The 21433-nt window shown below is 67.7% G+C and carries 20 protein-coding genes; 11 read left to right on the top strand and 9 right to left on the bottom strand.

Annotation, left to right across the window (positions count from 1 at the left end):
• Positions 1-285: 285 nt before the first annotated feature.
• A complete protein-coding gene (locus BACI349Y_RS14010; protein WP_159632625.1) occupies positions 286-1239 on the top strand; it encodes a plastocyanin/azurin family copper-binding protein in 954 nt (317 codons plus the stop codon).
• Between the two features lie 66 nt (positions 1240-1305).
• On the opposite strand, the gene BACI349Y_RS14005 is transcribed toward BACI349Y_RS14010, so the two are convergent.
• The gene (locus BACI349Y_RS14005) at positions 1306-2040 is read right to left on the bottom strand and encodes a FadR/GntR family transcriptional regulator (RefSeq protein ID WP_159632624.1); all 735 of its coding nucleotides are present in this window, start codon (positions 2038-2040) and stop codon (positions 1306-1308) included.
• A 190-nt stretch (positions 2041-2230) separates the two neighbouring features.
• Between BACI349Y_RS14005 and BACI349Y_RS14000 the strand changes: the two genes are divergently transcribed.
• The 3 genes from BACI349Y_RS14000 (at position 2231) to BACI349Y_RS13990 (ending at position 5160) form a co-directional block, all read left to right on the top strand.
• Positions 2231-2776 (top strand): gluconokinase, encoded by a 546-nt coding sequence (locus BACI349Y_RS14000; RefSeq protein ID WP_159632623.1) that lies wholly within the window; start codon positions 2231-2233, stop codon positions 2774-2776.
• 36 nt (positions 2777-2812) lie between these two features.
• Complete coding sequence (locus tag BACI349Y_RS13995; RefSeq protein WP_159632622.1) at positions 2813-4216, top strand: GntP family permease; 1404 nt, start codon at positions 2813-2815, stop codon at positions 4214-4216.
• Between the two features lie 116 nt (positions 4217-4332).
• A complete protein-coding gene (locus BACI349Y_RS13990) occupies positions 4333-5160 on the top strand; it encodes an SDR family NAD(P)-dependent oxidoreductase (RefSeq protein WP_236560835.1) in 828 nt (275 codons plus the stop codon).
• Positions 5161-5168: 8 nt separating this feature from the next.
• Here BACI349Y_RS13990 and BACI349Y_RS13985 read toward each other — a convergent pair whose 3' ends face one another.
• The 4 genes from BACI349Y_RS13985 to BACI349Y_RS13970 form a co-directional block, all read right to left on the bottom strand.
• Complete coding sequence (locus tag BACI349Y_RS13985; protein WP_159635696.1) at positions 5169-5882, bottom strand: hypothetical protein; 714 nt, start codon at positions 5880-5882, stop codon at positions 5169-5171.
• 252 nt (positions 5883-6134) lie between these two features.
• Positions 6135-7835, bottom strand: coding sequence for a phospholipase C (locus BACI349Y_RS13980; protein ID WP_159632620.1), 1701 nt, complete (start codon positions 7833-7835; stop codon positions 6135-6137).
• A 72-nt stretch (positions 7836-7907) separates the two neighbouring features.
• Entirely contained in the window at positions 7908-8927 is a 1020-nt protein-coding gene (locus tag BACI349Y_RS13975) for a DUF6454 family protein (protein WP_159632619.1), read from the bottom strand.
• Positions 8928-9056: 129 nt separating this feature from the next.
• Entirely contained in the window at positions 9057-10469 is a 1413-nt protein-coding gene (locus tag BACI349Y_RS13970) for an aminotransferase-like domain-containing protein (protein ID WP_159632618.1), read from the bottom strand.
• Between BACI349Y_RS13970 and BACI349Y_RS13965 the strand changes: the two genes are divergently transcribed.
• Together BACI349Y_RS13965 and BACI349Y_RS13960 are read left to right on the top strand one after the other, a co-directional pair.
• The gene (locus BACI349Y_RS13965) at positions 10468-11502 is read left to right on the top strand and encodes a DMT family transporter (protein WP_159632617.1); all 1035 of its coding nucleotides are present in this window, start codon (positions 10468-10470) and stop codon (positions 11500-11502) included. The two genes, BACI349Y_RS13970 and BACI349Y_RS13965, sit on opposite strands and share 2 nt — an antisense overlap.
• Complete coding sequence (locus BACI349Y_RS13960) at positions 11415-12035, top strand: FMN-binding negative transcriptional regulator (RefSeq protein WP_159632616.1); 621 nt, start codon at positions 11415-11417, stop codon at positions 12033-12035. Before BACI349Y_RS13965 ends, BACI349Y_RS13960 begins: the two co-directional genes overlap by 88 nt.
• Positions 12036-12056: 21 nt before the next feature.
• Here the strand turns inward: BACI349Y_RS13960 and rlmC are convergent, their stop codons facing one another.
• Positions 12057-13184, bottom strand: coding sequence for a 23S rRNA (uracil(747)-C(5))-methyltransferase RlmC (rlmC, locus tag BACI349Y_RS13955; protein ID WP_159632615.1), 1128 nt, complete (start codon positions 13182-13184; stop codon positions 12057-12059).
• Positions 13185-13393: 209 nt separating this feature from the next.
• On the opposite strand from rlmC, the gene BACI349Y_RS13950 reads away from it, so the two are divergent.
• Both BACI349Y_RS13950 and BACI349Y_RS13945 read left to right on the top strand, forming a co-directional pair.
• Positions 13394-14830 (top strand): amino acid permease, encoded by a 1437-nt coding sequence (locus BACI349Y_RS13950; protein WP_159632614.1) that lies wholly within the window; start codon positions 13394-13396, stop codon positions 14828-14830.
• 95 nt (positions 14831-14925) lie between these two features.
• On the top strand, positions 14926-15687 hold the full coding sequence (locus BACI349Y_RS13945; protein WP_159632613.1) for an IclR family transcriptional regulator: 762 nt from the start codon (positions 14926-14928) through the stop codon (positions 15685-15687).
• A gap of 3 nt (positions 15688-15690) precedes the next feature.
• Here BACI349Y_RS13945 and BACI349Y_RS13940 read toward each other — a convergent pair whose 3' ends face one another.
• The gene (locus tag BACI349Y_RS13940) at positions 15691-16452 is read right to left on the bottom strand and encodes an IclR family transcriptional regulator (RefSeq protein ID WP_159632612.1); all 762 of its coding nucleotides are present in this window, start codon (positions 16450-16452) and stop codon (positions 15691-15693) included.
• A gap of 101 nt (positions 16453-16553) precedes the next feature.
• On the opposite strand from BACI349Y_RS13940, the gene mmuM reads away from it, so the two are divergent.
• Together mmuM and BACI349Y_RS13930 are read left to right on the top strand one after the other, a co-directional pair.
• Positions 16554-17510 (top strand): homocysteine S-methyltransferase, encoded by a 957-nt coding sequence (mmuM, locus tag BACI349Y_RS13935; RefSeq protein ID WP_159632611.1) that lies wholly within the window; start codon positions 16554-16556, stop codon positions 17508-17510.
• Between the two features lie 55 nt (positions 17511-17565).
• The gene (locus tag BACI349Y_RS13930; protein ID WP_159632610.1) at positions 17566-17913 is read left to right on the top strand and encodes a DUF3846 domain-containing protein; all 348 of its coding nucleotides are present in this window, start codon (positions 17566-17568) and stop codon (positions 17911-17913) included.
• On the opposite strand, the gene BACI349Y_RS13925 is transcribed toward BACI349Y_RS13930, so the two are convergent.
• Positions 17910-18464 (bottom strand): dihydrofolate reductase family protein, encoded by a 555-nt coding sequence (locus BACI349Y_RS13925; protein ID WP_159632609.1) that lies wholly within the window; start codon positions 18462-18464, stop codon positions 17910-17912. The genes BACI349Y_RS13930 and BACI349Y_RS13925 overlap by 4 nt on opposite strands.
• A gap of 223 nt (positions 18465-18687) precedes the next feature.
• Between BACI349Y_RS13925 and BACI349Y_RS13920 the strand changes: the two genes are divergently transcribed.
• Complete coding sequence (locus BACI349Y_RS13920; RefSeq protein WP_159632608.1) at positions 18688-19098, top strand: hypothetical protein; 411 nt, start codon at positions 18688-18690, stop codon at positions 19096-19098.
• 16 nt (positions 19099-19114) lie between these two features.
• On the opposite strand, the gene BACI349Y_RS13915 is transcribed toward BACI349Y_RS13920, so the two are convergent.
• Complete coding sequence (locus BACI349Y_RS13915) at positions 19115-21229, bottom strand: putative bifunctional diguanylate cyclase/phosphodiesterase (RefSeq protein WP_159632607.1); 2115 nt, start codon at positions 21227-21229, stop codon at positions 19115-19117.
• Positions 21230-21433: the final 204 nt, after the last annotated feature.

Genomic DNA, 21433 nt, shown 5'->3' with positions numbered 1-21433 from the left:
GACAAAGTTCAGTTGAAGGAGCAATCTATTAGGTGCGTACGTACGCAGCGTGCCAACCCCACGCCCACGGCGGCGTTTGGAAAACTCCAACCAGCGCGGCACCAGTTGGGGTGGTGCATGTCCGGCACGATGCTCGGCCGGCCCGGCTGCCTGCGCTCCCCGGCATCGGCAGCCGGCACTTTCACTCCGATAATCAGTGGCCGGTTCGGCCCCATGAGCAGTGACTTGAATCGGCCATAGCTGTACACCGGCTGATGGCCGGTTGCCGTTCAAGGAAGCATTGCTATGAAGAGTAGTCGGGGAAGCAATTCCAGATTCAAGAAACTGGCGTTTATCGTTGCCTTCGCTGTTTCGCTGCTGGCCTCAATGGCTGCAGCGGGTCCCGCCTCGGCGGGCCAGCCGGGCCACCGGACGTGGGAGGTCCAGGTGGGCTCTGAGTCCCGCAACCAGGCAATCCAGGGCATGCAGTTCCTCCCCTCCGAGATTTTCATCAACGAGCAGGACACCATCACATGGGAGGCCAACTCCGCGGAGATCCACACAGTGACGTTCCTGGCATCGGGACAGCCGCTGCAGCCGTTCAATCCGTTCAACAACGATGAGCTGTTGAAGCGCGGAGGGGATAGCTACGACGGGCATTCGTATTACAACTCGGGCCTCCTGGCCAACGTTGACGTGCCCGGCTTCCCGGACGCCAGGAGTTACAGCCTGGCGTTCCCGCGCGAAGGCGATTTCACCTACTACTGCCTGGTTCACGGCGCCGTGATGAAGGGGACGGTGCACGTCCGCGAGCAGGGGACTGACTATCCGTACAGCCAGGCCGATTACGACAAGTCATCGCGGGCCGAGGAGCGGTCCATCCTGCGCGACGGACGCGAGCTCACCGCTGACCTGGCGGACCAGGCCAACAGTCACAGGGTGATCGCAGGCGGTGACGACGGCGTTGCGATGGTTATGCGCTTCGTCCGGCCCACCGTGACAGTGCATGTGGGCGATACCGTCGTGTTCGCCAATACCGGCATGGACGCTCCCCATACCGTCACGTTTGGTACCGAACCGGCGAACATTTTCGCCCCGTCCGGCGACCCGACGCATTTCACCGGGGGCAACCTCAACTCGGGAATCATGTGGCCCGGCGCTGAGTTCGCGGTGACCTTCCAGGCACAAGGTACGTTCGAGTACATCTGTGCACTCCATGACTACATGGGCATGGTGGGGAAGGTGAAGGTCGTCGACTGACGCCTGATTTCCACGCGGTCCGGTTGGGGCGGTTGCCCCGGCCGGACCGTTTGCGTGTCCCCGGTGTCAGTGCAGCCCCATCGCCTCTCGCACTTCATCGAGGATGTGGTGCATGGCCCGTTCCGCCACGGCAGTGTCTCCGCCGGCCACGGCAGCCGCCACATCCTCGTGTGCCTGCAGCGCCTCGGCCCGCGGCTTGAACGGCATAAGCCCTTGCCGGGTGCGGCTGGTCAGGACCTCCGCCACCATCCCCTCCAGCGCCCGGAACATTTCGTTGCCGCAGCTGCGCAGCAGCAGTTGGTGGAAGGCGATGTCGGCGGCCAGGAAAGCCTGCAGGTCCCCGGCTTCCCCCAGGCGGCGGAGGTCCCCGGCCAGGGACACCAGCTGTGCGCGTTCGGCGGCGCTGGCCCGGCGTGCGGCGCCGGCGGCGGCAATGGGCTCGACGGCGATGCGGAGTTCGGTCAGGCTGCTGTACTGCAGCTCCCGCCGGTCCGAGGCCAGCCGCCACCGCACCAGCTTCGGGTCAAAGACATTCCACAATGACGGGTCCTGCACCACGATGCCCACCCGGCGCCGGGAATAGACCAAATTCATGGACTCCAGGACTTTCATGGTGTCCCGCGCGACGGTGCGCGAGATCCCGTAGTCCTGCTGCAGCCCTTCAAGGGTCAGCCTGCTTCCCGGCGCGAGGCGCCCGGAGGCGACAGCGACTCCCACCGCCTCAAGCACCCGTTCGTGCATGGCCGGGGAGGACCCGCCGTCGTGCATCTCATCGCCATCCTGGACTGTCGCCGTCGACATTCTCTCCCCGTTCGCTCACGCGCCGCTGCGCCCTCCCAGAATAGCGGGGATTGGACGAAAGGTATGACTTGTGACACGAATAGATAGCATCTTTCAGAAGGAAAGGTGATACCTTATCGCTTGGCCCGTTGCAGGCGGGTCCACATCGAGCTTCTTCGAAAGCCAAAGACGTCTTCTCCGGAGGTATGACATGCAGTATCCAGCCACGCACCTTGTGGTCATGGGCGTTGCCGGTTCCGGCAAATCAACCCTGGCCGCGGCACTTTCCCGCCAACTGGGCTGGGCATACGCCGAAGCGGACGAATTCCACCCCGCCGCAAACATCGCCAAGATGAGCCAGGGCATCCCCCTCCAGGACGAAGACCGCTGGCCGTGGCTGGAGGAGATCCGTGACTGGATGACCGCCCAGGCTGCCGCAGGCAAGAGCACGGTCCTGACCTGCTCCGCGCTCAAGCGGGGATACCGGGAACTGCTGTCCGGCGCCCAGGGCCGCGTGGTCTTCCTCCACCTTGACGGCGGGGCGGACCTGATCAGCCAGCGCATGCAGGGCCGGGAAGGGCACTTCATGCCGCCCACGCTGCTGCCCAGCCAGCTGGCCACCCTGGAGCCTCTCACCCCGGAAGAGATCGCCGCCGGCAGCCTCCGCCTCGACATCTCGCGCTCACCCGAAGAGCTGGTCGCCGCCGTCGTACAGGCCCTCAACCTCCCCACCGGCCAGGCGCCCGGCGCGTCCTGACCCCCCAAATCCCCAACCCTGTTTCAAAGGAGAACCATGACCATCGAAGGATGGACCCAGACGATGGGCGCAGGTCCACTGCTGCTCATCGCCGCGGCGGCAATTCTCGTGCTGCTGTTCCTGATCATCCGGCTGCGGATGCACGCCCTGATCGCCCTGATCCTCATCAGCCTCGCCACGGCCTTCGCCACGGGGATCCCCGCCAACAAGGTGGTTCCCGTCCTGGTGGACGGCTTCGGCACCACCCTGGGAACCGTGGCCCTGCTCGTTGGCCTGGGCGCGATGCTCGGCCGGATCGTGGAAACCAGCGGCGGCGCCAAGGTCCTGGCCGATTACCTGATCGGCATCTTCGGTGAAAAACGCGCCCCGTTCGCACTCGGCCTGGCCTCACTGATCTTCGGCTTCCCCATCTTCTTCGACGCCGGCCTGGTGGTCATGCTGCCCGTGGTCTTCGCCGTCGCCCACCGCCTGGGCGGGGGAGTGCTCCGCTACGGCCTGCCCGCCGCCGGCGCCTTCTCGGTGATGCACATCTTCCTGCCGCCGCACCCGGGCCCGGTCTCCGCCGCCGCCTTCTTCGACGCGAACATCGGCCTGGTGCTCATCGCCGGCCTCATCACCGCCATCCCCACCTGGTACGTCACCGCCTACCTCTACGGCCTGTACACGGGCAAGAAGCTGGTCCTCCCCGTCCCCGAAATCCTGGGCCACGCCAGCGCCGAGGCCGAGGCGCACCCGCCCCGGTTCCGCACCATCATCGGGCTGCTGCTCCTGCCGCTGGTGCTGATCTTCCTCAACACCGGCCTGAACACCCTGGCGTCCTCCGGTGCGCTGGATGACTCCGTCAAGAAGGAACAGTGGTTCCAGGTCCTGCGCACCATCGGTGAAACCCCGGTGGCCCTGCTCATCGCAGTGCTCGCGGCGCTGTTCGTGCTGGGAACCCGCCGGGGCCGCGACGCCGGCGCCCTGGAGAAGCTGCTCGAGTCCTCCCTGGGACCGGTTTGCTCCGTCATCCTGATTACCGGCGCCGGCGGCATGTTCGGCGGCGTCCTGCGCACCTCCGGCATCGGCAAGGCGCTGGCGGACGTGCTGGGCAACGTGGGCATCCCGCTGATCCTGGCCGGGTTCCTGATCTCCGCCATCCTGCGCATTGCCCAGGGCTCCGCCACCGTCGCGCTGACCACCACCGCCGGCCTCATTGCTCCCGCCGTGGCGGGTGGCGGCCTGAACGGCATGCAGATCGCCGCCATGGTCATCGCCGTGGCTGCCGGATCCGTGGTGGTATCCCACGTCAACGACTCAGGCTTCTGGCTCGTGGGCCGTTTCTTCGGGATGGACGTCAAGACCACCCTGAAGACCTGGACCGTCATGGAAACCCTCATCGGCGTGATGGGCTTCGCCGTCGCCGCCGTCATCTTCCTGGCGGCCGGCGCGGTGGGCTGACACCCTCCTGTCCGGGAGCACGGCGGGGCGGCTGGTGGGAACACCGGCCGCCCCGCCGTCGTTGTGCCCCTTGGTGTGCCATGCCGGTGCGCCACCCGCCGACCAAAGGACACCCCTTGACGACTCCCCGCACGATCGTGATCACCGGCGCCAGCGACGGCATTGGAGCGGCAGCCGCAAGGACGCTGGCCCGGGCAGGGGACCAGGTGGTCGTCGTCGGCCGTTCCGCCGGCAAGACCCGCGCCCTGGCCGGGGACATCGGCGCCGACCACTACCTGGCCGACTTCGCCGACCTCGCACAGGTCCGCGACCTCGCGGAGAAACTGAAGGCAAACTACCCGCGCATCGATGTCCTGGCCAACAACGCCGGCGCGATCATGGGCAAGCGGACGCTCACCGTGGACGGCAACGAGACGACGTTCCAGGTCAACCACCTGGCACCGTTCCTGCTCACCACCCTCCTGATGGACACGCTCACCGCCAGCGGCGCCAAGGTGATCAACACCTCCAGCGCCGCCAACAACTTCGGCAAGCTGGACCTCTTCGACCTCAACGCCGAGTACGGGTACAGCACCAACCGCGCCTACGGCACGGGCAAGCTCGCCAACATCCTGTTCACCTCCGAGCTGCACCGCCGCTTCCATGACCAGGGGATTACGACGGCGGCATTCCACCCGGGCGTGGTCCGCACCAACTTCGCGGCGGAGTCCGGAAGCCCGTGGCGGCATGCCTACACCACCCTGCTGAACCGCTTCATGCTCAGCCCGGACCAGGGCGCCGACACGATGCTTTGGCTCATCAACGGCACCGCGGGCATGGACTGGATTTCCGGGGCCTACTACGCCAAGCGCGCCCTGGCCAAGGCCAACGCCCAGGCCTACGACGCCGGACTGGCGCGCGGGCTGTGGGAGAAGAGCGAAGAGCTGGTCAAGGCCTTTGCCTGACCGCTGTGTCACTCACAGCCGACACCGTCGTGGTCAGCATCGAGTCCGTAGATGTCGCGGCCGATGACCTGGACGGGGCCACGGACGTAGGCCGGCCCGTTGCCGCTTCCACCTGCGCAGTCAACGTCGGAGGCGATGGGAACGCAGCCTGAGTAGTTCGGGTCGCAGCTGGGGTTCGTTCCCGGCACGGGCTGGGGCGCAGGCGCGGGCGCTGGAGGTGCGGCGGCCCTGGCCGCGGCGTCTGCAGCGGCTTTGGCTGCAGCCGCGTCCTGGGCCGCCTTCGCCTCAGCCGCTTGCAGGGCTGCAGCCTCTGCTGCGGCCTTGTCCGCGGCATCCTTGTCCGCCGCGGCTTTGTCTGCGGCCGCCTCTTCAGCAGCAGCCTTCTCAGCTGCAGCTTTCGCTGCAGCTGCCTGTTCGGCTGCGGCCTTGTCGGCGGCCGCTTTGGCGGCAGCGGCCGCAGCCAGTTTGTCGGAGACGCGCTTGGACACTGCGGCCTCCAGCCACACCAGCCTGCCTGACTCGTCCTTGGTGCACACATAGCTGCTTCCGCCAGAGACCTGCCGGGCGTCGATGGCCGTGCACGGGGTGTCCGCAATGGGCTTCGCGGCAGGTGTGGCCGTGGCGGATTCGGTGGCGGGGCGGGCAGCAACGGACAGCGAGGCCTGTGTGGAGCAGCCGGTCAGCAGGAGGAGCACGGCGGCCGCGGCCCCCGCGCGCAATATCGGTTGCCGGGGCCCTGCCGCGGCAGGCGTCCCGTCCCCGCGGTACGCGCGAAAAGGCAAAGAAAAGTGTCGACTGGCAGGCATGTTTCCCCCAATGGCGTGCGCTGGATGCGATGGCACGGCCAGCGTAGCTTCGTCCATCGGGGGGAAGAGCGGTTAGGCGGAAACCTTGAGTTTTAAGCGGCAGGAGCGCTGCCCGGCTTATCCCGGACAGCGCTCCTGCCGTTCCTGCTCTGCAGCAGTGGGGTTATGTCATTGCCCTGCCGGGTGCCCGTTGTGGGTGATCGAGGCAACGGTCCCGGTCTGTTCGTTCAGCAGGACCTTGTCGTTGCGCTCATGATGGAAGTTGAACATTGCGTCCACTGACCCGGCCTTCGCATCAGCCGAGGAGTCGCCGATCTGGCCGGTGTGCCAGTTGTCCTCGATGAAGCGCAGGATGGAGGCCTGGTCGGTTTCGGTGTGGTCCACAAAGTTCTTCTTCGCATACGGGGAGATGACCACCAGCGGCTGGCGGGGGCCGGGTCCGCAGCGGTCGGCGTAGCCGCCGGCCACGGGGACGCCCTTCGCTGCGGCGTCCTGGCACCATGCGGCGTCGTCGGTGCCGGTGGAGGCGTTCTTGGGCTGCGCGGCGGCGTGGTCGTACCAGCCGTCGGAGTCGTCATAGGCGAGGACGACGGCGGTGTTGTCCCAGTTCTTGGACTGCTGGATCTGGTTGACGGTTTTGGCGATGAAGTTCTGCTCGTCAACCGGATCCGAGTAGGCGGCATGGCCGTCCTGGAACATGCCCGCTTTCAGGAAGGAGACGGCTGGCATGTTATCGCTGTCCACCACCTTGCTGAAATCGGTCAGGTCGTACTGGTGGTTGGCCTGGCCGTCGTGTCCGATTTCGGCGTCCGAGGCCGGGGCCAGGTGGTGCGGGTTGGCGGTGGAGGCGTAGTACTGGAAGGGCTGGTGGTGCGGGGAGTAGTCCACCACGGAGGCGCCGGCGGCGTTGGTGTGGCTGGCAAGGCATGATGCCGGGGTGCCATCGGCAGCCGCGGTGGTGGGGGCGAAGCCGCCCTGGAACCAGCCCCAGGACGTGCCCTGGGCGTTGAGCAGGTCGCCAATGTTCCTGCCGGTCATGCCGGCAAGGTTGTTGGTCTTGGCATGGCTGTTGTTGGAGCAGTCATCGTAGACCGGGTCGGGATCGTTGATCACCGTTCCGACGCCGTTTGCGTCGGGCTGCCGGACCGCGCTGCTTCCCGTGGCCGGCGTGGCGACGGGCTGGCCGGCGGCGGTGTATTCCTTGGCGCCGTGGGTCTGGCCCGAAATCAGGTTCAGCGCGCCGGGGGTCGACGGACCGAAGACGGTGCTGAAGTGGTTGTCGCTCATGGCGTAGTTCTGGGCGTAGTTCCAGATGCCGGTGACGGTGTTGCCGTCGTAGTAGTCCATGGTCAGGCCGGGGCGGCCGTACTGGTTGGTGCCGCAGGCGTCGCGGCTGGTGAACTGGACGAACTTGTCCATCAGGCCGCCGTTGTAGGCGTTCTGCTCGGCCTTGTAGCCGTGGTCCTGGTCGCAGGTGACGGCCTGCATCGGGGAGAGCCGCGCGGGCTGGACGGAGTTGGGGTTGTTCGGCGCCAGCAGGCCGGCGTTGGCCAGGGTATTGATGTCCTTGGGTGTGTCGTCCGCCGCCGTGAAGGAGCCGGCGGGGGAGCCTGATCCTTGAAGCGTCTCACCCGGGGTGTTTGCCGCCTTGGGGTAGGTGGCGAAGTAGTGGTCGAATGACACGTTTTCCTGGAAGAGGACCACGACGTGCTTGATGGGCGTCGCCGTGGCGTCCTGGGTGCCGGCGGCCGTGGCCGGGCCGGCGCTGACGCCGACCAGTCCGGCCGTCACTGCCGAAGCAGCCAGGACGGCCGCGCCGGTGGCCGCAGCAACTCTGTTTCTGGTGAATCTCGGTGCCGTAAAAGGCATGGGGTATCCAATCGTTCCTGCTCAGGGGCGCACCTGCCGCCGGACGGGGCAGGTGCAGGGAGGGTTCTGCTGCTACTTGGCGGGGGTGACGTCGGCCTCGTAGGTGAGGATCTCGGTGCCGTTGCCTTCGTCGCCGTTGTCGGGGGCCACCGTCATGCTCAGGTGGTTGCCGTCGGCGGTCATTTTGAACGGGTTGCGGGTGGCCACGTGCCCGGCAGTGGACCACTGCTGGAACGGGACCTCGCGTGTCACCTGATGGGACTTCAGGTCGATCATTGCCATGCCGCCCAGTTCATAGGTGGCCGCTGTCCCGCCGGCGGACGGAGTCTGCGGGAGGTTGGTCACTCCGCCGCAGAGCATCTTCGCATTGGGCACGTACTGGCAGTCCTGGTAGTCAATGAAATAGTTCGGGTTCTCCCAGGCGGCGAGTTCCTTGCCCTGCAGGTCCCATTCGGCGAACCGCCGGGAACCCCAGGTGTTGCCCACGAGGTGGCCGGTCTGCTTGTCCAGGACGATGCCGCCAAAGTGGTCTTTGACTTCAAACTGCTTGTGCACGTCCAGGGTCTGTGCGTCCACCTTGTAGATGATGGCGCTGCTGTCCGGCCGGTACTGGGCTACCGGAACCCACACGTTGGTGCCGTCGAAGTCGATGCCGCCCGGGTGGTACATGTCGCCCTCGCCCAGGATGATGTCCTTTTGCAGGTTGCCGGCCTTGTCCATGACGAACAGGTGGCCGATGCCTTTGCCGGGTGTGCGGTCGTAGCCGCCCTGGGGAGTGGGGTACTTGACGGTGGGTTCGAGGATCTGCACGGCCGAGAGGAAGATGTGGTCCTGGCTGTAGGCGATTCCCTCGGTGTGGTACGTGGGGAAGTTCAGCTTCAGCTTGGACGTCTGCTGCCAGGCGGTGTTGCGGGTGACGGAGTCGAACGCGGTGGCCAGGTCGGTGTCCGTTTCATGGTGGGTTCCGGCTGCGGGACTGGTGCCCTGCGCCGGGACGGTGGCCTGTGCTGCGGCGGTTCCGCCGGCCGCGCAGGCGGCAACGATGAGGGAGGCGGCCAGTGTCAGGGCACGCCGGTTGGGTTTGGGGCTCATGGTGGGGGCCTCTTAAGGTTGGGGTCTCAACAGGAGCTCCCAAGTTACTAATGGGTAATGAACCGGGAATGGCGGCCCGGTTAACGACTGCTGGCGCCCCGCTGACCTGTTGGCGCACGGGGCGGGTCCCTAGCGGCTGTTGCGCGCGAGCGCCTCTCCGATGATGCGGGCACCTTCCGGGTAGGCACCGGGGTTCGGTCCTGAGTAGTTGAGGCGGATGAACGCGCCGGCGGGCTCGGCGGGAAACCACCCGGTGCCGGCGGCGATGATCACGCCGGCGTCCCCGCAGTCACGCACCAGCCGTGGAAGGTCTGTGGTGTCCGGCAGCCGCAGCCACAGGTTCAGTCCGCCCCTTGGCAGGTTGTCGAGGTGTGCCTGCGGAACGTGCTCCCGGATGCTGGTGGCCAGCAGGTCCCGGCGGGCCTGCAGTTGCTGGCGGAGGCTGCGCAGGTGGGTCTGCCATCCGGGTTGCGTCACCACGTCCAACGCCGCTGCCTGCAGGAGTCCGCTGACGTACATCGACTCAGCGGCGCGGTGGCCCAGGATGCGTTCCCGCGCCGGCCCGCGCACGATCACGGCGGCAATGCGGATGGCCGTGGACACGCTCTTGGTCAACGACCTGATGTAGACCACATGGCCGGAATCATCCTGCGTGGCCAACGGGACGGGGTTCGAGGTGATGCCGAAATCGTGGGCCCAGTCGTCCTCCACCAGGAAGGCACCACGCCGGCGGGCTATGTCGAGGATCTCGGCGCCCCGGCCCGCCGCCCACTGGGCCCCGGTGGGATTCGCATAGTTGGGCTGCACGTAGAACGCCCGGGCCCCGGTCTCGGCAAAGGCGCGGTCCACGTCGGCGGGGTCCGGGCCTTCGGGCCCTGTGGGCACCGGGACCACCCGCACCCCGGTCTGGGCGGCGGCCAGGATGGCACCCCAATACGACGGCGACTCCATGAGCAGAGGCTGTCCCGCGCCCACCAGCGCCCGGAAGATGGAGCTGAGTCCGCTTTGGCTGCCGGGCAGGACGATGACGTCGTTTGGCGTTGGGGGCGTGATCCCCACGGGGGTTGCCGCGCCCAGTTCCTGGGCGAACCATTGCTGCAGTTCGGGCATGCCGGCGGCGGGCGGCCGGGACAGGGCCGCGTCGCCGCGGGCGGCGCGGGACAGCGCGGAGCGGACCAGCCGTTCCGGCAGCAGCTCGCGGTCCGGGTAGCCGGAGTGGAACCAGATGGCGTCGCCGGGGACGTTGCGCATGGTGTCCGACGACGGCGGCAGCGGAGATGACGGCGAGCGCAGCGCTGCGGTCTGCCAGCCATAGTCCGACGGGCGTGCGGTGCGGACGGCACGGACAAACGTCCCGACGCCGGGCCGGCTTTCGATCAGGCCCTGCGAGGCCAGCGCCTGCAGAGCCTTCTGGACCGTCACGGGGCTCGCCTGGTACTCGGCCACCAGCGAGCGGGTGGACGGCAGTTTGGCTCCGGGCGCCGCTCCCGCAACCCATTGCCGGAGTGCCGCCACGATCCGTGAACTGCTATCGTTGTTCATGAAAGAACATAGTAGCGCTACTGTCCTGGATGGCCCAGTGATACTGTCCCGGCCGTCCACCGGGATCTGGTGGGGCCTGCTGGGCGTTGCGGCCTTCTCCTTCACCGTTCCCTTCACCCGTTTGGCTGTCGCCGGGTTCCCGCCGTTGTTCATCGGTTCCGGCCGGGCCGTGATGGCCGCTGTCCTTGCCGCCGCAGCGCTCGCCATCAACCGCCAGCGGCTGCCGCATCCAGACACCTGGCTGCGGCTGGCGCCAGTGGCCGGTGGCGTCGTCGCAGGCTTTCCGCTGCTGACGTCCTACGCCCTCACCGCCGTGCCGGCCGCCCACGGCGCCGTGGTTATCGCCCTCCTGCCCGCCGCCACGGCCACGGTGGCCGTGCTGCGCACAGGCGAGCGTCCACCGGCCCTCTTCTGGGCCGTGGCGGTGCTTGGCTCGCTGGCAGCCATAACCTTTGCCGTCCTGCAGTCCGGGGGAGCGGGACAGCTGCACTGGGCAGACCTCCTGCTGCTTGGCGCCGTTGCCTGTGCCGCGGTGGGGTATGCGGAGGGTGGCCTGCTGGCCCGCGAACTGGGCTCGTGGCAGACCATCGCCTGGGCGCTGGTCCTCGCCGCGCCGGCCATGCTGGTCCTGGCCGTTGTCTCCGTCCAGGGCCAGCCGCCGTCGGCCACCCCCACCCAGTGGGCCGCGTTCGGTTATCTGGCCGTGGTCAGCATGTTCCTTGGCTTCTTCGCCTGGTACCGCGGGCTGGCCACCGGCCCCATGGCGCAGGTGAGCCAGATCCAGCTGCTGCAGCCGGTGATGAGCATCTGCTGGGCCGCGCTCCTTTTGGGCGAGGCGCTCACCTGGCCCACGGTGGCCGGCGCCCTCGCCGTCATCCTTTGCGCCGCCGCGGCCGTCCGCATCCGGCTCAAACCAACCTCCCAGCCGCACGAAAGGACACTCCCATGTACATTCCCGCCCACTTCGCCGCCCAGCCCGGCGCCATCCGGAACCTCCTTGCACACGCCGGTGCCGCCAATCTCGTCACCATGACAGACGGCGGCCTGCTGGCAACGCTGCTGCCCGTCGCGTTCAATCCGGCGGTGGGGGAGCATGGCGCACTGCAGGCGCACATGGCGCGGAACAACCCGCAATGGTCCAGCACCCCCACCGCGGAGGCGCTCGCCATCATCCAGGGCCCCGATGACTACATCTCGCCGTCGTGGTATCCCGCCAAAGCAGAGCATGGCCGCGTGGTTCCCACCTGGAACTACAGCACCGCACACGTCTACGGCGAGCTGGTGGTCCATGACGACGCCGGCTGGCTGGCACGCCATGTCCGGCACCTGACCGGCCTGCACGAGGGCGGCCGGCCGGATCCGTGGGCCGTGGACGACGCCCCGGAAAAGTTCATCGCCGGGCAGCTGCGCGCGATTGTGGGCGTGGAACTGGTGATCACCAGGATCGAGGCGAAGGAGAAACTCAGCCAGAACCGCTCCGATGCCGACGCCGCAGGGGTGGCGGCGGGACTCCGGGCCATCGGGCGGGAAGCCGGAGCGGCCGCCGTCGAACGCGTCCGCCCCTGACTCCCGGGAAACCGGCGGGCGCTAGGCCGTCCGTTCCAGGAGCACCATCACCTCGTAGTGCGTGGTCTGCGGGAACATGTCCAAAACCCGTGCCCGCCGGGCTGTAAAGGACGGGAGCGCGGCCAGGTCGCGGGCCAGCGACTGGGCGTTGCAGCTGGAGTAGACCACATGCTGGACATCGGATGACTCCAGCCAGCCGCACAGCTCCTTGCCGATGCCGCGCCGCGGCGGGTTCACGATCACCAGCTCCGGCGACTGCTCCGCGGCGAGGGCAAACGCCGTGGCGTCGCCGGCGTGGAATTCCATGCCCGCCAGGCCTGCCTCGTCACTGCTGAGCCGCGCCGAGACGATGGCCTCGCTGCTGGCTTCAATGCCGGTGACCGTGCGGGACGGGGCAGCGCTGTGCAGGGCGAAGCCGCCAACGCCGCAGTACAGGTCCCACACCGAGGCCGGCGCCAGCTCGTTGACCCACTCGCGCCCCTGCCGGTACAGGGCCGCGGCCATGCCGGTGTTGGTCTGGAAGAAGCTCTGCGGCCTCAGGTGCAGGTTGATGTCATTGACCCGCATCTCCAGCGTGAACTGCTCCGTCAGCAGGATCTCGCGGTCGCCTTCGAGGACGGCCTTGTGCTCGGGGAGCAGGTTGACGGAGACCACCTTGACCTGCGGCAGGTCGGCCAGGAGATCGGGGAGGTGCTTCCGGATGCGCGGCAGGGTCTGCTCGGAGCGGAGGACCAGGCGGAGCATGACCTCACCTGCCGGGGATTCGGTGATGATGACGTGCTTGAGTTCGCCGGTCCGGCGCGGAACGTCGTAGGGCGTCAGGCGGAGGCGGCGGATATAGGTGGCCAGCACCGGGAAGACAGCCCGCAGGCCGGGGGAGCAGACGCCGCACTTGCGCAGGTCCACGCCGTGGCCGTCGGCGTCAAGGATTCCGATGGCGGGGTTCTGCGCCGTCCCGCCGATCACCATCTTGGCCTTGTTGCGGAAGCCGGACTCCTGGCTGGCCACGGGCTCCAGCCACTCCAGCGAGGCGTGGTCGGACAGGAGGCCCCGGCAGTGCAGCTGCTTGCCGGCCAGCTGTTCGCTGTACGGCCTGCCCATCTGGGTGCAGGAGCGGCAGGTGCCGGTATCAAAGTAGGAACAGCGCATGACTGGTCAAGTTTACCCGGTCGCCTTCCCGGCCGGGACGGGAAGGTACGACGGCGGCACCCGGCCACGTGCCATCGTCGCACCTTCCAGCACGGCCGCAAACGTAACCCCGTGCAATATGAGCATGCTTCCATGCTTTTGATGCCGCGAAATTCGGCAGCCATGCTACTTTCGGCACTGACACCGTGCATTTATTCGTTTGGAGACCCGTGGAACCCACACCCCCGCTCACCCTCGATCCACGGCCTGCGGCACCGCAGCCCGTGGAGTCCGCCCTCCGCCGTTCCATGGGGCCTCGCCATCTGGTCATGATCGCCATGGGTGGGGTGATCGGCTCCGGCCTCTTCGTCAGCTCGGGCTACACCATCTCCCAGGCCGGCCCGCTTGGCGCCGTCATCGCGTACCTGGTGGGCGCCTTCGTGGTGTACATGGTCATGGCATGCCTGGGCGAACTGGCCATCGCCTATCCCGTATCCGGCGCCTTCCACATCTACGCCGCCCGCTCCATCGGGCCGGCCACGGGGTTCGCCACCGCCTGGCTGTACTGGCTGTGCTGGGCCGTGGCCATCGGCTCCGAGTTCACCGCGTCCGGGCTCCTCATGCAGCGCTGGTTCCCGGACGTTGAGGTGTGGGTCTGGTGCCTGGTCTTTGCCGCCATCCTCTTTGGCTTCAACGCCGTCTCCTCCCGGTTCTTCGGCGAGGCCGAGTTCTGGTTCGCCATCGTGAAGGTGGCCGCCATCATCGGCCTGATCGTCCTGGGCGGGGCGGCGCTGTTCGGCTTCCACCCGCTCAGCAACGGCGGCAACCACCCGCTCCTGCTCCAGAACTTCGCCACGGAATCGGGCCTCTTCCCCAACGGATTCACCGGCATCCTGGTCACGGTGCTGGCCGTCTTCTATGCCTTCTCCGGGTCGGAACTGATCGGCGTCGCCGCCGGTGAGACCAAGGACCCCGCAACCGCCATTCCCAAGGCCATGCGCACCACCGTGATCCGGCTGCTGATCTTCTTCGTGGGCGCTATTACCGTTATCGCCGGCACCATCCCCTACACGGAAGTGGGGCTGGACGAGAGCCCGTTCGTCACTGTCTTCTCCGCCATCGGCGTGCCGTTCGCCGCGGACATCATGAACTTCGTCATCATCACGGCTCTGCTGTCCGCCGGAAACAGCGGCCTCTACTCCTGCGCCCGGATGCTGTATTCGCTCGCCGATGAAGGGCATGCACCCCGCGCCCTGAAGAAGCTGAACCGCCGCGGCATTCCCATGGTGGCCCTCTCCGTGAGCATGGTGGGCGGCCTCGCCTCCCTGCTCAGCAGCGTGGTGGCCCCGGAAACTGTCTACCTGGTCCTCGTCTCGGTGGCAGGCTTCGCCGTGGTGGGTGTGTGGATGTCCATCACCGCCTCGCACTACTTCCACCGCCGCGCCTTCGTCCGCGACGGCGGCGACGTCTCCACCCTTGCCTACCGGGCGCCCCTGTTCCCGCTGGTCCCCATCCTCGCGTTCTCCCTCTGCATCATCTCCCTGGTCGGCATCGCGCTCGACCCGGCCCAGGCAGCGGCGCTCTACTTCGGCATCCCCTTTGTCGCCGCCTGCTACGCCTACTTCCACTTCCGGCACGGACGCAGCGCCGCGCGGGCCGGCCGGTAGGCAGGGCACGGACGACGACGGCAGCGCCCTGGGTGGAACAAGCAGCGCCCGTGGAACAATGGGGCCGTTGTCGGCAGCCGGGAGGGCAGGAAAGCGTGGAATCAACCGCCGAAGCGTCCTCGATGGCGCAGGGACTGCGGATCCTGCGGCACGTGGTGGAACGGGAAAAGCGGGGGCAGGCGCCGCTGGGTGTTTCGCAGCTCGCCGCGGAGCTTGGCATGGAACAAAGCCGGGTGTCGCGCCTGGCCCAGGAGCTGTGCGGCCTGGAACTGCTGGAGCGCTTTGACCGCGGGCCGTTCCGGACAGGCCCCCGCTTCTTCGGCCTTGCCGCCGCCTTGAACACGGGCTGGGTCCGGGAGGCGAAGCCGCTGCTTGAGGAGCTGGTCGCCGGGCTGGGGGTGCGGGCACGGCTTTCGGTCCGCGACGGGTACCGGGTCATCCTGCTCCGCGCCTCGAGCAATGAAGGCGTGCCCGGCAGTTTCGTGGTGCCCGGCATGGTCACGCCCGTCTGGTGCACCGGCGCCGGGAGGGCCCTGCTGTGGGACTTCGACCGGTCCGCCCTGGCCGAACTGCTCGCGGACGTGAATTACATCGGCATCGGCGGACCCGGCGCTGCCCACACTACCGACGGTATCTGGGATCTCATGGAGCGGGACCGCACTGCCGGGTTCATCGCCGCCGAGGAGGAGTTTGAACACGGCGTGGTGGAGCTCGCCGTGCCCGTGCGGGACGCAGGCGGTTCCATCCTGGGGGCGCTCAGTGTGCTGGGCAGCCGCGGAGAGTTCGGAGCTGATTCCGCCGCCGCGGCAGCTGTGCTTTCGGCCGCCGCCACGCGCCTCGGTGCACCCGGGACCTGAGGCTCAGCTCCGGTAGCCGAGCCTTGACTCGAGCCAGGATCCCCGGGCCATCAGGGCGGCTGCGCATGATTCCCGCCGTGGTTCCAGCCGGTCCTTGATACCCACGATCTGCAGGGCCGCCACCACGTCGCCCTTGAAGTCGCGGACCGGCACGGCCAGGGAGTACAGCCCGGGCTCGGCTTCTTCATCCACGATCGAGTATCCGCGGGCGCGCGCGGTTTCCCGCCGCGCCAGGAACTCATCTACATTTGCAGGCGTGTTGGGGCCGTGGCGCGTGAACACGACTTGTGAAAACACGCTTCGGACCTCCTCTTCCGGTGCCTCCCACAGGACCGCCTGGCCGGCGTCACTGCAGTAGGCGGGATAGGGGCGGCCCAGCCATGAACCCACCAGGTTGCTGCCCGCCGGGACACTCTCACCGATGGTCACCGTGCTGTCACCGCGCAGTACTCCAAGGAAGCACGCCTCGTTGGTCCCGGCGGCCAGGGCGTCCAGGGCGGTGGCGCCGTCGGCCTGGAGGCGGCGTTCGGTCAGCAGTTGCGCGTCGGTGAAGACCGACCAGTCCAGGACGTAGGTGCGCGCCGCAGTGCGGGCCAGGAAGCCTTCCTGTCCGCCGGTCCGCAGGCTGCGGGACACCTGGCTCCGGTCCCGGTCCAGATCGGCGGCGACCTCGGCGGCGCTGCCGCCGGGAAACCCCCGGGTGTGGCGTTCCCCCACGGCAAGCACGGCCTGGATTCCGCGGCCCATGCTGGAGGTCTTCGACATAGAAGGGAGTCTAGCGATCCCCAAGGGGCCCTCCCGTGCGGCAGAGTTGTCGGCGCCGGTAACACTCAGTAAAAGCATGAGTCCATGCCTATAGTGAACTTATGCCTCCCCTTTCTTCCCTCTCCGCCGCACTGGAATCCGGCCGCACCCTGATTGCCGACGGCGCCCTGGCCACCGAACTGGAGGCGCGCGGCTGCAACCTGGACGACCCCCTGTGGTCGGCCAAAGTCCTGCTGGAGCAGCCCGGGCTTATCAGGGACGTGCACCGCGACTACTTCGCGGCGGGTGCGAACATCGCCACCACAGCCAGCTACCAGGCAACGCCCCGGGGGTTTGCGGCACGGGGCATGGCTGAGGAGGAAGCCCTGGACCTGGTGGAACTGTCCGTCCGGCTGGCGGATGAAGCCCGGCGGGAGCACCTGATGGAGCATCCGGACGCCGGGCCGCTGCTGGTGGGGGGCTCCGTGGGCCCATACGGCGCCTATCTCGCGGACGGCTCGGAATACCGGGGGGACTACAGCCTCGCCCCAGGGGAGTTCGAGGAGTTCCATGCTCCCCGCGTAGCGGCACTGGTCAAGGCCGGCGTGGACTTCCTCGCCTTCGAGACGCTGCCCTCCTTCGCCGAGGCGGAGGCCCTGCTGGCACTCAGCCGGGAACACGGCGTCGACACATGGTTCTCCTTTTCCCTTCGCGACGGCGGCCACATCAGCGACGGCACGCCGCTGGCCGATGTCGCGCAACGCGTGAACGGGCAACCGCACGTTGCGGCGGTCGGAGTGAACTGCGTGCCCCTTGGCCTGGTACGGCCGGCGCTGGCCGCCCTGCGCCCGCACACGGACATACCCCTGGTGGCCTACCCGAATTCGGGGGAGACCTACGATTCCGCAACCAAGACGTGGAGCCAGGCAAGCGGAGACGAGGGCGGCGCGGCCGGGGGAGGGGCGCCTGCAAGCCTGGCCGCCGGCGCCGGGGAATGGCAGCAAGCGGGCGCGCGCATCCTGGGCGGCTGCTGCCGGACCACTCCACGGGACATCGCCGCATTGGCCGCGCAGGCGTAGCCTTCCGGGAACACTGCCGCCTCCACGGGTGTTAAACCCAGTGGAGAAGCGAACAATGGACACCAGAACTTACACAGCACTTGTCATACCGGCCGGCAATGCCGAGCCCATCCGCCTGGAACAGGTTGACGCGGACCTGAAGGCCCTTGAAGCCCTGGTGGGCGGCCCGCTGGAATCCGTGATCCGCGGCGACTGGCATGTCTACCTCAACGCGGAAAGCGTCACGAGGCTCCTGCCGGTCAACTTCCGCGCGGGGCAGCTGATGCACGAATGCGGCCTGGACCTTGACGGGATCCGCGGCACCGCAGTTTTCCTGGGCCGCGGCGAACACGGCACCGAGGCAGACATCCCCGAGCACCTGGAGCGGCTCGTGGAGGAGCTTTTCGGGGCGTTGGCCGCCTAGTCGCTGGCGCGTACACCGTAGGTGCTCAGCACGTTGCCCTTGCTGGTTGCCGACTGCTCCTGCAGCACCAGGCGCGTCAGCGGGTCGCCGTCCTCGAACAGCCGGCGGCCGCTGCCGGCGATCACGGGGTGGGTCATCAGCTGCAGCGAGTCCAGCAGCCCGGCGAACAGCAGCTGGCGCACCACGGAGATGCTTCCGCACACGGCGATTTCCCCGCCGTCGCGTTCCTTTAGCGCACCCACGAATTCCGTCAGCGGCGCGTCCATCACCCGCGAGTTCTGCCATTCCAGCGGTCCCGTCAACGTGCGCGACGCAACGAACTTTTCCACGGGGTTGATGAACGCGGCAAAGTCCTGGTCCTGCGCAGCGGTGGGCCAGTAATCCGCCCACTCCTGATAGCTCACGCGGCCCAGGATGACGGTGTCCACGCTGTTGATCATCCTGGCCAGGCCCGCACCGAGTTCCTCATCGAAGCTGTCGAACTGGAACTTGAAAGGTTCGGACACCACCCCGTCCACGGAGTGGAACAGGCCGGCAGTGACTTTGCGCATGGGAGCCTCCAGATAATGTGCGGACAGGCCCTACGGTATTCGGCCAGGTCCTTTGCGGGAAGGGTTTTGGGGCGGCCGTTTCGGCCCCCGGATACGGACGACGCCGGAAGCCGCGTTAGCTTCATCACTCGCCGTGTTGTCTTGCGCGGTTTCGAACCTGCCGGGCCCCATACTGGTGAGTGAACGGCTTTCGCCGTCCCCCCGGCCAGGCAGGAGGAAGTGCATGGAAACCCTGAAAAAAGTCGTGACCAACCAGTATTTTCCTGCCGGCGCCGTGCTGACGGCCGTCCTGCTGTTCTGGGTCGTCGCCATGCTGGGCGGCCTGTCGCTGCTCAACAACAACCAGCCGCCGTTGACCACCCTGACCTGGATGCTGTTCGTCTACGCCGCAGCCGTGCTGACGCCCCTCGCGGGACTGCTGGCCGCCGTCGACCTGGTGCGCCGCTGGCGCCGCGACCGCGCTGCCGTCCCGGCCGCCTCCACGCCCGCCGGCACGGCCAGCGTTCCTGCCGGTGCCGGGGAACCAGCCCAGCCCGCGCAGCCGCAAAACTCCCAGCCGCAGGCTTCCCAGCCCCAGAACTCCCAGCCCGCGCCGGCCAAGCCGCAGCGCCCGGGCCGCCAGGAAGCAGCCTGATCCCGGAGCCTTCCGGCTACCTGCCCTTCAGCGCGTTGAGGGCTTCTTCCGCGTGGTGCAAAGCCTGGTGCAGCCTGTCACCGGGTTCCGGCAGCGAGAAAAGGTACCCCTGGAGTGAATCGCACTCCAGTGCCGTCAGGTAGTCCGCCTGCGCTGCTGTCTCGATGCCCTCCGCCGTCACGGTAAGGCCCAGGCTGTGCGCCATGTTGATCATGGAGCTGAGGATGGGCAGGCGCTCATTGCCGGTCCGCACCATGGAGACGAAGGTCTTGTCGATCTTGACGGTGTCCACGGGCAGGTCCTGCAGCCGGCCCAGCGAGGAATAGCCGGTGCCAAAGTCATCCAGCGCCACCCGGGCGCCCGCGTCCCGCAGCGCGCTGAGCTGCTGGATCAGGCTGCAGTCGGCGTCGAAGAACACGCTCTCGGTAACTTCCACGACCAGCTGGTAGGGCGCCACCCCGCTGGCTTCCGCCAGCCGCAGGACGTTTTCGGCGAAGTCGGGTGCCTGCAGCTGCACGCCGGAGACGTTCACCGCCAGGGACCGTGACGGATCCTCGCTGAGCCACTGGGACAGCTGCACCATTCCGGTGGCCATCACCTCGGCCCCGATCTCGCCGATCAGCCCGGTGCGCTCGGCGAGTGGGATGAAGATCGACGGCGGTATCCGCTCGCCGCCCCGGTCCCACCTGGCCAGCGCCTCCAGTTGGACCACCTGCCCCATGCGGTGCGAGACAATCGGCTGGAAGTCCACGGTGATTTCGCCGCGGGGCACGGCCAGCTGGAGGCCGCTTTCCATGTGCGTCCGCTGTACCAGGGCCTGCATCATGTCCGGGTGGAACCGCAGGAACCGGTTCTTGCCGGCGGCCTTGGCGGCGTACATCGCGATGTCCGCATGCCGCAGCAGTTCGGACGGGCCCACGCTGTCCTGGCCCAGGGAGGCGAGCCCCAGGCTCAGGCTGGGGCGCAGGACGGTGCCGCCGATGGTCACCGGGACGTGCAGGCAGCGCACGATGCACGCGGCGATTGCGTCGGCGTCGGGGCAGGCCGTCAGGAGCACCACAAACTCGTCGCCGCCCAGCCGGGCCACGACGTCGGCCGTGGGAACGCAGCCGCGGAGCCGGCGTGCCACCTCGATGAGCATGTCATCGCCCGCCTGGTGGCCAAGGATATCGTTGACTTCCTTGAAGTCGTCGAGGTCCAGGAGCAGGACATCCACGGTCTTCAGCCGCGGTTCCTGCAGGGATTCGGCCAGGGCATCGTTGAAGACGGCCCGGTTGGCCAGCCCGGTCAGGGGGTCCTGGAAGGCCATGGCGCGCAGCTTCTCAGCCTGCACGGCGAGGTCCATCAGGGCCTGCTGTGCCTGCTCCTGCGCTTTCCGCCGCGGCGTCACGTCGCGGAAGCTCCATACGCGGCCCACGATTTTCTCACCGACGCGTTGCGGGCGGGAATAGCGTTCCAGGGTCCGGCCGTCGCGGAGTTCCACCACGTCGTGGCTTTCGGCTGCCGGGTCCTCCTGGACTTCGCCCAGCCGCGCGGCGAAGGGCACGGGATCTGCAATCTGCGCCATGACCAGCCTCAGCGCCGGCTCCTCGCTGTCGGCCTCCATCATCTCGGGAGGGATGCCCCACATGGTGAGGAACTGGTCGTTGAATCCGGCCACGCTGCCGTCGGTGGCGATGACCAGGATGCCGTCGGCAGTTGATTCAAGGGTGGCCGTCAACAGGGACATGGCCTCGCGGAGGTTGGCGTCGGCTGTCTTGCGGTGCGCAGTGCCGCGCGCAGAAAGCAGCAGCCGTGCGCCGGCGGGGCCGCTTATGCCGGCGCCGTTTGGTTGGGTGCCGTCCGGGTCCGGCCCGGGGAGGACGGCCACGGCCAGTTCGACTGCGGTCTCGGTGCCATCCCCGCGCAGGGCGCTGATTTCCAGCGGCGGGGGATGCTCTTCCGGGTGGGTGAGGAGCTGGTGCAGCAGATGGGCCACGTCGTCGCGGAAACCCTCGCCGATCAGCAGCCGGTGGTCCAGGCCGGTGAAGGCGTCCCGGTGCAGGGCAAACAGCCGTGCCGCTGCCGCGTTTACGGCCAGGACGGTGCCGTCCGCAGCCAGGGCCAAAAGGGCATCCGGACTTGCGTCCATGACCCCGCCAAAAGTTTGTAATGCCACATTGTTGTCACGGCCCGAAAAACCGGTCATCACACCACCCCTTCGCCATCATAAAGGCCGCAGGGGGAAATTGGGCCGGTACCCATACCTTCATATTGGTCCAGCACGGACCTGGCCCCGGACGTAAAAAGCGCCGGACCCCACAATGGGGTCCGGCGCCTCTTACTGATGAATAGG

Source organism: Arthrobacter sp. 8AJ (genome assembly GCF_902506025.1).
Classification (GTDB): Bacteria; Actinomycetota; Actinomycetes; order Actinomycetales; family Micrococcaceae; genus Arthrobacter.
The sequence above is the reverse complement of the archived record's forward strand: the minus strand, read 5'-3'. Positions and strand labels throughout refer to the sequence as shown.